Annotated in this window: 13 protein-coding genes; 1 reads left to right on the top strand and 12 read right to left on the bottom strand. The window is 31.7% G+C overall.

Features of this window, described 5'->3' with window-relative positions; all coding sequences use genetic code 11:
• The first annotated feature begins 21 nt into the window (after positions 1-21).
• Positions 22-258 carry a heavy-metal-associated domain-containing protein gene (locus OZP06_RS14350; RefSeq protein ID WP_269222468.1) on the top strand — a complete coding sequence of 79 codons (237 nt, stop codon included), beginning with the start codon at positions 22-24 and terminating at the stop codon, positions 256-258.
• On the opposite strand, the gene OZP06_RS14345 is transcribed toward OZP06_RS14350, so the two are convergent.
• From OZP06_RS14345 to OZP06_RS14290, 12 genes are all read right to left on the bottom strand, one after another.
• A complete protein-coding gene (locus OZP06_RS14345) occupies positions 255-1553 on the bottom strand; it encodes an AMP-binding protein (RefSeq protein WP_281323882.1) in 1299 nt (432 codons plus the stop codon). The two genes, OZP06_RS14350 and OZP06_RS14345, sit on opposite strands and share 4 nt — an antisense overlap.
• Positions 1550-3214 carry a C45 family peptidase gene (locus tag OZP06_RS14340; RefSeq protein WP_281323881.1) on the bottom strand — a complete coding sequence of 555 codons (1665 nt, stop codon included), beginning with the start codon at positions 3212-3214 and terminating at the stop codon, positions 1550-1552. Before OZP06_RS14340 ends, OZP06_RS14345 begins: the two co-directional genes overlap by 4 nt.
• Positions 3215-3233: 19 nt before the next feature.
• On the bottom strand, positions 3234-4754 hold the full coding sequence (locus OZP06_RS14335; RefSeq protein ID WP_281323880.1) for an NAD(P)/FAD-dependent oxidoreductase: 1521 nt from the start codon (positions 4752-4754) through the stop codon (positions 3234-3236).
• A complete protein-coding gene (locus OZP06_RS14330) occupies positions 4751-8509 on the bottom strand; it encodes a 1-acyl-sn-glycerol-3-phosphate acyltransferase (protein ID WP_281323879.1) in 3759 nt (1252 codons plus the stop codon). The genes OZP06_RS14335 and OZP06_RS14330 overlap by 4 nt, the downstream gene beginning before the upstream one ends.
• 4 nt (positions 8510-8513) lie before the next feature.
• Positions 8514-9695 carry a DUF2062 domain-containing protein gene (locus tag OZP06_RS14325; protein WP_281323878.1) on the bottom strand — a complete coding sequence of 394 codons (1182 nt, stop codon included), beginning with the start codon at positions 9693-9695 and terminating at the stop codon, positions 8514-8516.
• Between the two features lie 129 nt (positions 9696-9824).
• Positions 9825-10307, bottom strand: a complete 483-nt coding sequence (locus tag OZP06_RS14320; RefSeq protein WP_269222463.1) for a hypothetical protein — start codon at positions 10305-10307, stop codon at positions 9825-9827.
• Positions 10308-10538: 231 nt separating this feature from the next.
• Positions 10539-10910, bottom strand: coding sequence for a 3-hydroxyacyl-ACP dehydratase (locus OZP06_RS14315; protein ID WP_269222462.1), 372 nt, complete (start codon positions 10908-10910; stop codon positions 10539-10541).
• 3 nt (positions 10911-10913) lie between these two features.
• Positions 10914-11525, bottom strand: coding sequence for an outer membrane beta-barrel protein (locus OZP06_RS14310; RefSeq protein WP_281323877.1), 612 nt, complete (start codon positions 11523-11525; stop codon positions 10914-10916).
• Positions 11526-11530: 5 nt separating this feature from the next.
• A complete protein-coding gene (locus tag OZP06_RS14305) occupies positions 11531-12166 on the bottom strand; it encodes a hypothetical protein (RefSeq protein ID WP_281323876.1) in 636 nt (211 codons plus the stop codon).
• Positions 12144-12779 (bottom strand): outer membrane lipoprotein carrier protein LolA, encoded by a 636-nt coding sequence (locus OZP06_RS14300; RefSeq protein WP_269222459.1) that lies wholly within the window; start codon positions 12777-12779, stop codon positions 12144-12146. The genes OZP06_RS14305 and OZP06_RS14300 overlap by 23 nt, the downstream gene beginning before the upstream one ends.
• Entirely contained in the window at positions 12769-13542 is a 774-nt protein-coding gene (locus OZP06_RS14295) for a polysaccharide deacetylase family protein (protein ID WP_281323875.1), read from the bottom strand. Before OZP06_RS14295 ends, OZP06_RS14300 begins: the two co-directional genes overlap by 11 nt.
• Complete coding sequence (locus tag OZP06_RS14290; protein WP_269222458.1) at positions 13539-14603, bottom strand: beta-ketoacyl synthase chain length factor; 1065 nt, start codon at positions 14601-14603, stop codon at positions 13539-13541. The genes OZP06_RS14295 and OZP06_RS14290 overlap by 4 nt, the downstream gene beginning before the upstream one ends.
• Positions 14604-14608 lie beyond the last annotated feature (5 nt).

The following is a 14608-nucleotide window of genomic DNA, read 5'->3' as shown; positions in this document are numbered from 1 at the left end:
ATAACAATAAATTAAATAGCAATGAACATTAATCTAAACGAAAAAGAAACCACATTTCATTTCAAAACAAATATAAAATGTGGCGGTTGCATAACTACAGTAACACCTTTTTTAAATGCTGCAAAAGGAATTACTAAATGGACAGTAGATACTACAGCTAGTGACAAAATACTTACTGTAACATCCAATGGTATTTTGGAAAGTGAAATTATTGAAATAGTTCAAAAAGCAGGTTTTAAAATTGAAGTTTTAAACTAAAGAATGTTTTTTCTGTTATCGAAAAAATGAATTGGTTTCCGACTCATTGGATTAAAAATAAGTGGTTTTAGGGCTTCACTTGTAGTAAATTCTATTTTAGGAGTTACACGCAATTTGGCTCTAAAATGATCTTTTAATTCCTGCATAAAAACAGGTGTTGGATTTTTAACCACAATCTTTATCAGAATTTCATCTGTTCCCAAATCATTGGTCGAAATTTCGATAATGTAACTTTCAATGTTATCAAAATCGTTCAAAACATCATTCATCGCAGGCGGATACAAAGTTGTTCCTTTGTATTTAATCATTTGTTGTTTTCTTCCAATAACGGGTCCCACTCGCATTGTTTTTCGACCACACAAACAAGGTTCGGTATGCAATTGTACAATATCACCTGTTTTAAAACGGATCAACGGCATGGCTTCTATTCCCAAAGTGGTAAATACTAATTCACCAGATTCACCATTTTTTACTGGATTATTTGCAGCATCCAGTACTTCAATAATAATCAATTCGGGATGATGATGCCCTCCTACTCCATGTTCACATTCTGTAAAGGCTGTACTCATTTCGGTAGAAGCATAGGTTGAAAACAACTTGATGTTCCATTTATCCGTAATTTTTTTGGATAACACATTCATGCTGAAATCTTGATTTCGGAGAGGTTCTCCAATACAGATAGCTCCTTTTACACTCGAATTATTCAAGTCAATACTGTGATTTTCGGCATATTCGATCATTTTTAATAAAAAGGAAGGAACAGTAATTAAATACGTAGGTTTGTATTTCAAAATAGAATCCCACTGCAATTCTGGAATTCCCGCACCAACACGAATCACTCCTACTTTCATTTTTCGAAGACCCAAGAAATAAGCCAATCCTGCCATAAAACGGCGATCAATAGTGGTCATTAGTTGTACAACATCGCCTTCTTTTATACCCGCACAATCAAATGAAATGGCTTCGTTATAAGCCAATCGGTCCAAATCATTATCGGTCAATCCAAAAGTAACAGGATCGCCCAAAGTTCCAGATGTAGTGGCATAATCTATAATTTTATTTGCAGAAACACACAAAAAATCGTCATTATGCTTTTGTAAATCTTCTTTTTTGGTAAGGGGCAAAAGCGATAAATCCTCAAGGGTTTTTATACTGGAAATATCAATATTTTTTTTAGAAAAAAGAGCTTTATAAAAAGGAGAATTGCTATTGACATAGTTTAATATTTCTACTAATTTTTGCTCCTGAAACGATTTTATTTCGGTTGTAGTGGCTAGTTCTATCTTTGGAATCATAATCGTTTTGTTTTTATTTTCTTAATATAATGGCTAATCTTTTCTCTTTCAGGAAGTGTGGAAATCTCTTTGGTCAATGTTTTTTCAAATTGTTCTTTAGCCAAAGTATATTTTTTATTTTGATAAAAGTACAATCCAACTTTATAATAAACAACCCAATAATCAGGATTTAACGATTGATAATAGTTGATATAATCAGGAGATAATTCTTTTTTGTTTTCTAAAAAAAAGTCTATTTTTTTATCTTCTACCCGAAATTGTTCATAGTTTTTGTATTCGACTGTTTCTAAAAAAGGATCAGCAGCAATATTTTTAATTTCATCTTCTAAGGAAACTAAGTTGCCATTTGCATTGCTGTTTTTAAAAATAGCAGACAAATCATAACAGACAAATTCTCCCAATTGATAAGGACTAGACGAAACCCAAACTAATTGTTTTGCAGGCTGAAAGACAATTCCATGATGAGCTAATAAATGATTTAAAGCCTTATCATTCCCGAAGCCCAAAGGTATATTATTTAGTCCCTCTTTGTTTCGTAATATATCCACTGCAATTTGAGGAGTAATTTTTGAACTTTGATCCAATAACTGGTTCATTCGATCAAAACGATATTGGGAATGACTATTTTTAATTTGATTTTTATTACGTTTATTCTCTTTTAAAACATCACTTTGAAAATGATTGGTACTAACCAACTGTGCGCCATTTGACACTTCAAAAACTTCCAAATTATCAGGTGCAATTTCAATCAAAACAGCCTTATTATCTATGGCACTGCCCACCATAATTGATTCTGATACAAATACTTTTTTCTTTTTTGCAATTGCAATTGCTTCATCAATGCTTTTAGCATATTGCACTATTTCTCGAGTCAAAATAGAGATTGGAGTTTTGGCAATCAATGGAATTTTTGACTTACCCGCATTTATGGTTACTGTCAAACCTTCGACATTCATACCAGAGCAGACTCCTATCATTCCAGGCCAAGTTAGCATCATAAAAGGGTAGCCGTCTTTTGGATTGACAAATGCCACTATTTTATCTTTTGCGAAAGCATCACCAACATAAAAATCAAAATTTCGTCCAAGAATTAAATTTCCATCTTCGGTTTTATCTCCCCAAGCAGCAAATGATGAACAACCTACTAAAGCTAAGTCCTGAACAGCATGACCAATATCATGAGCACCATGCAAATACAAATCTCTTAAAAAACTTGGAGCAATATAGTTTAAATCCTGAGGTGAATATTGTGAAAGCCCATAAATTTCGGCTTGAAATTCATTTTCTACATTTAAGAATAACTTCCGATTGTACCAATTTAAAAAGTCAACCATTACACGTTTTTTAAAATTGGAAGGAACCAAATCATTTACTTTTTCAAAGAAAACATACTCTTGTTTTTTTAATAAAGAATCCGTCAAACTGCCAATAGCCAAACCACGCTCCAGAGGATCTCCTTCAACGTAGAGTTCCCACAATTTTTGTTTGTTTTTAAGTAAAAAATTATGACCTGTATAAAAAGCAGTATTGGACTTTTTTTCAACAATGGGGATGGTGCTGTTGTAATTTGCGATATTAGGTTGGTGTCGCATCGATTTTGAAGTGCCACAAGAAGCAACCATAAAAAAGAGAAATACAATATAACAAAGATGTTTTTTCATGCACTTTAAACTAATGTCATTAGGCGTTTTGATTGATTTTATTGACCAAATATGTTTTTCCTAAAATCTCTGAGCAAGTAACAACAGCACCTATTGTGACTCCCAAAACACCGTGCATATTAACACTTTGACCTGTAAGATAAAGATTATCTAACTTTGTTTTGGAAGGAATAAAAGTTTTCATCGGATTATTGGAATCCTTTTCGTAACCATACATATTTCCGTTATGCCCTCCTATATAATCTCTATAGGACAAAGGTGTCGAATTATGTACTGATCTAATACAAGTTTTAATTCCAGGAAACTTTTGTTCTATTGCTTCCAAAAAACGATTTGTTTTTCGAGTTTTGAAAGCTTCATAACTCTCCCCTCGGTCATTTTCATTTGCAACAGTATTGAATGTTTCTTTCCAAGAATCCATCTCAGAAAATTTCATATAAGTTATAAATGTCATTCCCTCTGCCCAACCATCATCATTTTTTGAAGCATTCATCGAAGCCATAAATGCTTTTGGCCAAGTATCCTCCGTATAGTCCTGTGCTGTCCAAACCTCGTCACTATGTGTAAAATGGTAATAATTTCGATTGGAATACTTAAAAGTTTTTGGTTTAAATACGATATACAAACTAAAGGCTGAAACTCCTCCTTCTAAACTAGAAATTCTATTAACGAAGGCTTTCCTAAAATGATCTTCACCTGCCATTTTCAAGGTGGTTTTAGGATCCACATTAGATATGAAATACTTTGCAGAAACACTCGTACCGTCTTTTATTATAGCTTTTGTAACAGCATTATTCTCAATGGCCAATTCTTGTACTTCTTTATATTTAAAAACTACTCCACCGTGTTTTTTGAGTTGTTTTAATAATTGTTTTGTTATTTGGCTACCTCCATTTATACAACGCCATGCACTTTGCATATAACTATTCACCGTCAATGCATGTACATAAAATGGGGATTTATCGCCACTCCCGGCATATAGAAAATTACTCCCCGAAAAAACGGATCTCAACAATTTATTTTCAGTTAATCCGTCAATAAACACTTTGGCATTTACCCCCAAAATATCAGTATCATATTGCCCTTCCGATCTTAAATTATAAAGTGGAAAAGAATTACAGGTTGCTATTATAGCATCACAATATTTGCGTATTGCTTCTTCTTCCTCAGGAAAAAAATGAGCCAATTGTTGTATAAAATTTTGATAGCCTTGCGCATGAGGAAACTCCTGACTTACATCACCGAAAGAAATCATATCATGTCCATTCTCGTCTAATTTCTTTAAATTTAAATCATCCATTATTCCAATATATTTGAAATAGCGATACAGATTCTGACCTTCACTTAAACCACCGATGTAATGAATACCGGTGTCAAAAATAGTTTTGTCCCTTACAAATGTTTGCAGATTTCCACCATACTGATTGTTTTTTTCCAAGACACAAACACTATAACCTTCTTTGGCCAAAATGATAGCCGAAACGAGCCCGCCCAATCCGCTTCCAATTATAACGACATCATAGTGTTTCTTTATTCTCATTCTACTTTTTTCTTAAGAATAATTAAATTTTCCATCTCAAATTCAATGCTAAAACCAAATTTCAATATTGTCGGTTTTAGATTATCTGCTTTTAATAATAGGACTGTTGATGCTAAATTGCAAATGGTTTCCAAATTGTAATTGTCAATTGAACTTTCATCTGAAATTAAAACAATATCATATTTCTTTAGAACAATTAACTCCATTGGCGCCCCATAAAGTATCTTTCTTTTCCCTACAATATAATTGGTTTGGGCAACAGCACGATTTTTATCCGAAACGAGTATCGCATCAATTTTTCTCTGTGGTTCCTGCAAAGCTAATAAAACGTCTAATTGCCCATAATCATTGGAAAAATGAACTATTTTAGCTTTAGCATCAATCCATTTATTTAGATCATAGTATAATTCTAAAAACTGATCTAAGTCTACTTTTACCGCTTGTATAATTTCAGATTCTTTGAAAGCATAACTATTGATTAACTTTGCTCTAAAATAATCCTTTCCTTCTAAATCCAAACGTAATTGTTTATAATGTAACTTAAAAAAAGTACTTATTTTTTTGGTACGTTCTGCCAAATTATTTCCAAAACTGGTATCATTAAATGAAATACGATCCAAAATAGTCACAGTTGTAACACCTCCGTTAATTACAAAATCCCCTTTGGGCAAAACCTCCGAATAGCCATGAATAACTATCGGTACAATGTCTAATTGCAATTGTTCTGCCAAATAAAAGGCTCCTTTATGAAAACGTTTAATCGAATTATCTTCAGATCGTGTCCCTTCTGGAAAAACCATAATAGAAAATCCTTCGGCTACTTTGGTTCGTAAATGTTCTATTCCATTATCCATTCCGCTGGACACTGGATAAAATCCTGCCAATCGAACTCCTTTGCCAAAAACAGGTGAGTTATACACCCAATCACTGACCAAAAAAATGATTTTTGGGTTCAACATACCAATGGCTAATATATCCAGAAACGAACTGTGATTGGCAATAATTACAGCTGGTTTATCAAACTTTTCGTTAGAAGCGTTTGTGATTTTGCGTTTTATCGAAGGATAAGTCATCAAGACTGAATGCATAAACTTGGATAAAACAAAATGAAAGCCTCTGCGTTTTGTTTTATCCGAAAAAGGAATAATTCGCATCAAAATCCAACTGACCATTGACAATAAAAACCCACCTAAACCAAAGTAAGAAAATGACAAAACCGAATGTAATAATCGTCTGATTTCAAAAGGTGCTTTTCCTTTTTTTACTTGATTGGTAACAAAAAAATGAAACACCAAAGGTTGTAGAATAAAGGTAATCATCAATGCCGAAAATATTCCAATTATCGCAATTAAAGAAATGGATTTTAAGGCGGGATGATGAGCAAAAATAAGTACACCAATCCCTAAAATTGTCGTAGCTACCGATAATAAAATTGAGGTTCTATAACTAGGCAATTCAATTTTTCCAAAAGTATATTCCTTTTGCAAAGCCGAAGTCATAAAAATGCTGTAATCAACTCCTATTCCAAATATCAAGGTACAAACAATGACATTGACCACATTAAATTGCAAACCAAAGATTCCCATTAGCCCTGCTGTAAATATCCAACTTATCAAGATTGGAATAATGCTAATAATAGCCAATTCTACTTTTCTAAATGCCAACAACAATACAATAAACACGGCAATAAAAGAATAATTAACCAAATCTTCAAAATTTGTTTTTAGCGTACCCAGAAATGTTTCATTGGTTTGTTGTCTATCAATAACAACTAGATTGGGTTGTTTTTTAACTTCGTTTACAAACCAATCCCTTTTTTCAACAGGAACTTTCACCAAGGTAGAAATGGTATAAAATCCATTCTTTTGAGCTATAAATTCATCCAAATAAAAAGATTTCACTCTAAGATATTCTTCAATGGTTATTGGCTTAAAACTTTTATTCAATAACTCATAAAAACCATCAAATGTAGTGGCTTTAAAACCATATCGACTGCCTTCGCTTTGTAACGATTGAGTTAAACTGGCTTTTTTTTGGGTGTCCCAGAAAGTATTCCACTCTACAATTTTTTGTTTTTGCACTTCGGCCGAAAAAACAATTCCACCTATCGAGCTAAAATTTAAAATTCCGTTTGCTTGTTTGTCTTTTACCAAAACTTGGAAAAGAGTATTATTATTGGCTACGACTTCATTATAACTTTTTCCATATGTTGCTAAATAAATGGATTTTGAGGAGTCACTATTGGCAATATGGTCCAATTGTTTCTCAGCCATTTTCAATTTAGGTGTCATAAAATTCAAAGCAGAAAGATCATTATTGAAAGTCACTTTTGAATAAGTAAAAAGCGACACAACCAACAACAATAGCATGGAACCAATCAATACTTTATTTTTGTGATAGGAATACCCTCCCAATGTATCAATTATATTTTGCCCTTTTGCCTCTGAAAATAAAAATTGATGAACTGAATTAGAATTTGATAGCTTTACAGCTGTTTCGATATTTTGTTTTGAAGATTGCGGACGATACAAAATTGGTATCAATACCAATGAAAACACAGATGTTGAGACCACGCTTAAGGCTGCAAAAATCCCTAAATCTTGTAAAGCTTCCGATTTGATAAAAAACAAACACAAAAAAGTAATCGACGTTGTGATTCCGCAAAGCAACAATGGTTTTGTAATGTCTTTATATAATAATTTGACATCTTTATTATTTCTCAAATGTGTCAAAACATAAATAGAATAATCTGTAGTTTCTCCTAATAATATCGAACTTATTCCCAATGAAATTGCCGAAATACTACCTTTGCAGAAATACAAAACAGTCAAAGCAAAAAGAGCTCCGAGTAATGATGGAATGAAAATAATTATTGGCGTAGACAAACTTCGATAGAAAAAAGCCAAGAGCAAAATCAATGTAATTCCAGCAAAAATGGAAGTGTTTTGCACATCAGCTTTGATTTGAGTGGCGTTGGCAACAGCAACAGGTGTTGACCCAAAATAAGTCATTTCAACTTTGCCTTTGAAATGTTCATTCAAATTTATTCTAATTTTTTCCAGTTTTGAAATGAAAATGGAATTTTTATCTGTTTCATTTGTAGCCAATTTTGGAGTTAGAAAAAGTAATAAATGCTGTTTATCCTTGGTTAACACAAAACCATTTTCAATTGCAAAATTATCTCCAATGCTGAGTTGTTGCATTTTCTTCAATGCAATAAACGAAATACCAAGCGGATCACGAAGAATAAAATCTTTGGAAACCAATCCCGCAGGAGAAATTAATGATTTATAATCGCTGGCAACGCTATTTGCAATACTATCCTTTTGCAATTTATTTTGAATTGCCACATAATCCTTTTGATCTAAAAATAACGGCAAATTGGCATACACAAAATCAAAAGTCTCTTGTATATTTTCTTCTTCAATTTTACCTTGCACTTTGGCCACAAAAGGCTTACAATTTACATCTAGACTGTCTTTAAAAGTATTGGCAAATGCTGTTAAATCCTCGGTCGAACCCTGCTTCTTATTGGAAATAATAACAGTGATTTTATCAGCAAAATTAACCTGATCCAATACTTTTGTAGTTATACCAGATGTATCGTTCGAAGGAATTAATTGATTTATATTCTCCTGAAATGAAATTTGGGAAGCAAAGAATCCCAAAAACAAAACTATAGCAACTGCTATACCAATTGAAAATAATTTTCTCTTGGCGATGAATGAATTTAAAAAGAATAGATATTGGTGCATACTGCTACTTTTTATTTTTTAAATTATCCATCAAAGTGAGTAACAAATAACTCGTTAAGCCGAATAAAATAGCCATAAAAGTAGCTAGAACAAAACTACCAACAACGTATTGCATAATATTCTTTTGAATATCTGCCAATGTCATATTCATATTAAGAATCAATGGTTTTTCATTTGTTATAAAATAACTGCCGATTGTTAACGATGCATAAATAATAAATGGAATGAAAGGCGGGAAACTCACATTGGAAAAAGCAAAAGCAATTGCTTTATTCAACTTTAACAAAACAGCCAAAAACAAAACTAGAATCGTTTGAAATCCCCAAAAAGGTGAAATCCCAATAAAAACGCCTAATGCTATTGAAAATGATTTACGGGCATTTGAATCATTGCTTTCTAGTACATTTTCAAGGAAAAATTTCTTAAGTCCTTTTTTTTTTAATTTCTGAACAAAATTTCGCGGTTTTATATAAATCAAAGTAATAGTTACCAAAACAGTATTGAGAATACTAATTCTCGTAAAATCCTTGAAAGGTCTAAAATGAGAAACTCGTTCTACGGGGTCATACAAAACCTGTACCGGTATGTTCTTGACAGGAATATTTTTCCAAGCTGAACGTACGATTATTTCTATTTCAAACTCAAATTTATTGGTAAAAAAACGATTTGGGATTTTTTGCAAAGGATACAATCTAAAACCCGATTGGGTGTCTTCTAACTTATTACCAGTTTCAAACCAAAACCAAAAATTAGAGAACTTATTACCAAAACTACTTTTTTTGGGTACATTTTCCTGAGTCATATTGCGACTTCCTATCAAGAGTGCATCGGCATCTTTTTCAAGAGCTGCGATAAAACTGGGAATATCCGAAGCAAAATGCTGACCGTCTGAATCTATAGTTATGGCATAATTGTACTTCAATTCCAATGCTTTTTTTATACCATTCCGTATCGCCCTTCCTTTTCCAGTATTTTTAGTATGGTGAATTTGTTCCAAATGCGAGTAAACTTCCAAAATTTCATTCGTGCTATCGGTAGAGCCATCGTTGACCACAATAACATTTGAAGTATATTGCAAAACCGAATCTAAAACACGTTTCAATGTTTTGTGATTATTATAGGTCGGTATAATAACACAAACTTTTAATTGCTCCATTCGTTCTGTTTCTGGAAAACTAGCACTCATTTACTCTTTCTTTAAACTTTTTAATCCAATGTTGTTTAAGTTACAATTTTACTTCTTTTGTAAACAATCAAAATATCTGCTAAACCTAGATTGCGATCCATTTGAAGACTTCAGCTATTTATCAAATAATTATTTTACCAAAAGTTTTTCGGTAGCTGTAAAACTTTTTGATTGCGTAATAAAATCACCAATATAGGTTTTCAAAGCTCCTGATTGTTCTTTAAAATGGTCTAATAGGAACTTTTTATCTTCCTTTTTATTTCCTCTATAATTTACAATCTTAGGTACATTTTCCTGAACACTCAATCGGATCATTCTAATTTCTATTGAATTTGGCTCATTTGCAACAGCATATGCAATTAAACTTGAACCTTCTTTAAACTTCTTAGATTTATCTGAAATCTTTTTTTCTAATTTAGAAATAATTGCCAAAGAAGCTCCTTTGTATGCAACCATCGTTTTACTATCTTCTTTGCCTACCTCATTTAGTTTTGCGGCAAACTCTTTAGCATTAATTTCAGAATCAGTAGCGGTTGTATATAATTTCCTGATTTCAGTTATAGAAGGAGTACTGGAAAGAAATAAAAAAAGAAATAAAAAAATAGTTTTCATATGTAGATCATATTTGTTTTTTATAGGAATATGGTATCGCCAGATCTTCATAGGTGTTTGAGACAGCTTCTGTCATGGCGATTTCATTTTTATAAATTAAAATTTCATAAAATTATACATTGATGACCAATTATTCTCTAAGACAAAAAAAAGTTTGTTATTTATCTCGAAATAACGAAATGACATTAAGAAAAAAAATCATTACTACATAAGTATCGAGAGGTTATAAAACTAAACTTTTCTATATACACTGCTTAATTTCAAAGCCACAGTTTCACCAAAATAACTCACATTTTTCACTTTTATCAAATTATCTTCTGTAGCGGTGACATCCAAATCCAAAAGTAATTCTGGTGTATTAAATGGATTAATCAAAGCCATGAATTTAACATTTGATAATGATTGCATAAATAGTGCACTTCCTGTAATTTGCTCTGTCAGTTCTTTTATAATTTGCATCATACAAACTCCAGGCATTATCGGATTTCCAGGAAAATGTCCTTTGAAAACTTCATGCTTTTCATTGACTAAAATTACAGCTTTGTATTTAGAATCTGCAATGTTTTCCAACGAAATTATAGTATAAAAATCTTTTAATAACATAGCTTATTTTACATCAAAAGTATAAGTTCCTCCTAAAGAAAAAACGACATTAGTATGGTTCTCATTAAAATCAGCAACTGGAATAATACCTTTTTTTACTCTAGCTTCTATTCCAAAATTGGGTGTCAAATTTAATCCCACACCTAATACAAAAGCCATATCAAAATTGGTATCTGTATCAAAGTTTTTATTTGTAACAAAATCAAGTGTTGGACCTAAATGCACGTTGAATCGATCTGCAAATGTAAATTTATTTACTACTCCTATCGATAAATAATCAACATCTAAAGTAGTATTCGTATTTATTGATCTATACTTTGATCCTTGAGCAGAATAATTGATTTCTGGCTGTAAAGTATAAAATCTTGAAAGTTTTATTGCACCATAAAAACCAATATAAAAATCTGTTTTTGTATCAAACTGAATATTCGTTGTACCTAGATTTGATGGATTATTAAGGTCAGTATAATAATTGTCTCCTTTTGTGAAGTGGCTAAAATTGGCTCCTCCACGTAATCCAGGTCTGAAACTCACTTGAGCATGCGCTTGAATTGTTCCAAAAAAAGTAAAAAGTAAAATTAATAATCCTTTGGCAATTTTCATTTTAGAATTCATAGTAGTTAATTGTCTTGTTGGTTAAAATAATTTAGTGCAATTGTTAATTTAATATTTTTATGTTGGATGCTAATTTTTTCAGCAAAAATATTGTTTTCCGAACTAAAAAAAAGGTTTATTATTTCTTTTCTTTTAGATGCATGTACAATTTTACTTAATTTATTTGTTGATTTGGAAAAGAACAGATAATTCATTTTAGTTTTATCTAATGATAAATAAACACTATTCTCAGCATTTTCATATTGTTCGCTAATCGTGTAATGACATCTTAAAAGCAATCTAAAATCAGTTATTAATGTATTTATCACAATATTTCTATCCAATTCCTCCAAAATATAATTGACTTTGAAATCATTCTCTGAAATTTCAAAATCCATGAGTTTATTGCCAAATTCTGTTGTAAAAACGACTCTGTGCGTACTGTCATCAATTTTTTTTGCGATAAAAATACCGGTTAATTCTTTTCCATAAACTGTTATATTAGCCTTGTAAACATAATCCAATTGAGAATTAGAAAAATAAGGCACTTCCAAAAAAGTTTTTTCTAAAGCTACAGTTTTATATTCCTTCAACACTTTATTTGTAGAACAAGACGACAATACAAGAACCAGAATACTACTAATTTGTAAAAGAAGCTTCATCTACTTTGGTATTGATTATTTTGTTCTTAAATACAATTCGGGTAAAATCTGCTGAGGATTCCAATAACTTAACTTGTATAACCGTTGCATCGCCTTTGTTAAAAGTCAATTCTATTTGTTTGATATATTTCTTTAGTGTCGCCTCTTTTGGAATAAACTTGGCTGTATTTTGGTCTTTATTTTTAAAGTATGAAATAGAAAATTCCTTATCATCAAATAAATCTCCACTCACACTACCCACAATTAGCTTATTTATTTTTCCGAATAATTTACTGTTTCCAATATCTACGGCGCTTTTCTTTCCTTCATCATTAATCAATATTTTTCCGTTTTTAAAAACTATCGAATAATTATAGGGTTTTTTGTACTGCCAAAGCAATAAATTAGGTTCTTTGAAAACCATTTTACCAGATGTTTCAATGTCTTTCGAAAGAAAATCAAGATGCTTGTATTGAATAAAATCTGTACTTAAAGTGTTGATTTTTTTAGAAACAACAGCAACAGATTGTTTGAAAGCAGCAATCTCACTTTCGCTCATTTTTTGCTCTTGCGCCAATGATTTAAAAGGACTGACACTCAAAAATAGTAATAGCAGAAAAAATTTAGTTCGCATAAGCTTTTATATTCAGGAGTTCCTCTAAGGGAACAACAGTGTAATTATTTTTTTGTAAAAACGACAACAATTCTTCTAAGACGCTTACCGTTTGACTCGACGTATCGTGCAAAAGTACAATTCCTCCAGGTTTAATTCTTTTTACAATTCGATCCAAAAGAAACTTTTCGTTTTTGATAATTCCATCCAATGATCGAATATTCCAACCAATCGTTTGGTGCTCGGTTACCTTCAATGCTCTTCGAATGGAAGGATTGGTAACTCCATAAGGCGGTCTGAATAATTTTGGTTTCAAACCCGAAACAGATTCAATCAAAGCATCGGTTTGTTTGATTTCTGAAATTACTTGATTTTTTCTGTAAAAATCAAAAAAAGGAGAATGACTATAGGAATGATTCCCAATGGCATGCCCTTCCTTTATCGTCTTTTTTAAAATATCGGGGTGATTTGCTATATTTTTTCCAATACAAAAAAAAGTGGCTTTAGCATTGTACTTCCGTAATACATCTAAAACCGTAAGTGTCATTTCATTTGGGCCGTCATCAAAGGTAAGTGCAATTTTCTTTTCGTTTTCCAATGGATTACTGCAGTAGGTTTTGACATGATAATTGGAAGCCACAAACGTAGAGCCACAAAATACAATCAAAAACCAAAAACAAGCAACAATAATAAAAAAATGGACATCTATTACTACAAAGAAGCTAATCAAAGTGAGTAGTATTAGAAACAAAATAAAAAAAACAGTTACAATTTTATGTTTCAACAGCTTGATATTAAAGTAAAACTATGATCTTTTCCATTGCGTTGATTGTACAAAAGTATAGTTTTATACGTTGCTTTATCTAGTGCATTTATTTTTACAATATCGGGAATATTTTGCGTTTGGATAATTTTTGAACCAACCCATAACCCAAATGCAGAAGCAGTATCATACTCCCCACTTAAATGTTTGTAATATACTTGTGGGATGTTTGCAAAAGTAATTTTTGAAAGATTTTTATAATACAAATCAGATTCAACATCGCCATTATATCCTAAAATTATAGCGTCCATTTCATTAATTTTCAGATCATTTGAAGCTAAAAAAGAAATAATCTTTCCTTCAACCTCGGATACATCCAATTTATTCAGGATTTCTACATCTAAAATTTCGGCAATTGTATTTTCTTTTATTTCATTTTCTAAAGCAAAAAAAGTAGCCCCTTCCCCAAAAACAACTCCATTAGTGGTTGATTCTAAAACGGAATAAGGTCCTTGATTTTCCTTCTTTAAAAATCCAGCCAATTTAAACAAAGACATCGTATAATCAGCAGTTTCATCAATTCCTCCAACTAATATAGAAGATGCTTCCTGTTCTTCAATCTTCATTTTTGCATCAAAAAGAGCAGATTCAAAAGATACAGAACCGTTTACATAGGTCAAATTATACGATTTGCATTGCAAGCCCAAAGCAATTTGTCCTCCAACCGTATTGTGTGTCGATTGGATAAACGAAGTGGGTGTTAAAAACTGTTCATCATTATCTAAAATAGCTTTCAAAAATTTTTCAGAATCTTCAATACAACCCATTCCGGTTCCAGTTATTATGGCATCAACAGTTTCTAACTTGGCTTCACGCAATGCAAGAGTCGAAGCTACAATTCCGTTTTTGACTCCTTTTGCCATTCTTCTAATCGCAACAGGAGGAATAAAATCTTTATAAATGGGACCTTTTAAAGCAAGAACAATGTCATTCTCGTTTAATTCTGCTTCTTCCAAAAAAATAGTATCGAACGTTTTTTGAGCCGAAATACAACCTAGTCCGTTAATATATGTCTTTTTCATATTGA

It is taken from the genome of Flavobacterium sp. IMCC34518 (genome assembly GCF_027111095.2).
Classification (GTDB): domain Bacteria; phylum Bacteroidota; class Bacteroidia; order Flavobacteriales; family Flavobacteriaceae; genus Flavobacterium; species Flavobacterium praedii.
Note: the sequence above shows the minus strand (reverse complement) of the source record. Positions and strands in the feature narration are given on the sequence as shown.

What these genes read in the sequence shown, in the direction of transcription:
- OZP06_RS14330 (WP_281323879.1), bottom strand. Translation starts at nt 8,509, where the DNA reads ATGCACCAATATCTATTCTTTTTAAATTCATTCATCGCCAAGAGAAAA.
- OZP06_RS14335 (WP_281323880.1), bottom strand. Translation starts at nt 4,754, where the DNA reads ATGAGAATAAAGAAACACTATGATGTCGTTATAATTGGAAGCGGATTG.
- OZP06_RS14305 (WP_281323876.1), bottom strand. Translation starts at nt 12,166, where the DNA reads ATGAAGCTTCTTTTACAAATTAGTAGTATTCTGGTTCTTGTATTGTCG.
- OZP06_RS14320 (WP_269222463.1), bottom strand. Translation starts at nt 10,307, where the DNA reads ATGAAAACTATTTTTTTATTTCTTTTTTTATTTCTTTCCAGTACTCCT.
- OZP06_RS14310 (WP_281323877.1), bottom strand. Translation starts at nt 11,525, where the DNA reads ATGAATTCTAAAATGAAAATTGCCAAAGGATTATTAATTTTACTTTTT.
- OZP06_RS14290 (WP_269222458.1), bottom strand. Translation starts at nt 14,603, where the DNA reads ATGAAAAAGACATATATTAACGGACTAGGTTGTATTTCGGCTCAAAAA.
- OZP06_RS14325 (WP_281323878.1), bottom strand. Translation starts at nt 9,695, where the DNA reads ATGAGTGCTAGTTTTCCAGAAACAGAACGAATGGAGCAATTAAAAGTT.
- OZP06_RS14300 (WP_269222459.1), bottom strand. Translation starts at nt 12,779, where the DNA reads ATGCGAACTAAATTTTTTCTGCTATTACTATTTTTGAGTGTCAGTCCT.
- OZP06_RS14340 (WP_281323881.1), bottom strand. Translation starts at nt 3,214, where the DNA reads ATGAAAAAACATCTTTGTTATATTGTATTTCTCTTTTTTATGGTTGCT.
- OZP06_RS14345 (WP_281323882.1), bottom strand. Translation starts at nt 1,553, where the DNA reads ATGATTCCAAAGATAGAACTAGCCACTACAACCGAAATAAAATCGTTT.
- OZP06_RS14350 (WP_269222468.1), top strand. Translation starts at nt 22, where the DNA reads ATGAACATTAATCTAAACGAAAAAGAAACCACATTTCATTTCAAAACA.
- OZP06_RS14315 (WP_269222462.1), bottom strand. Translation starts at nt 10,910, where the DNA reads ATGTTATTAAAAGATTTTTATACTATAATTTCGTTGGAAAACATTGCA.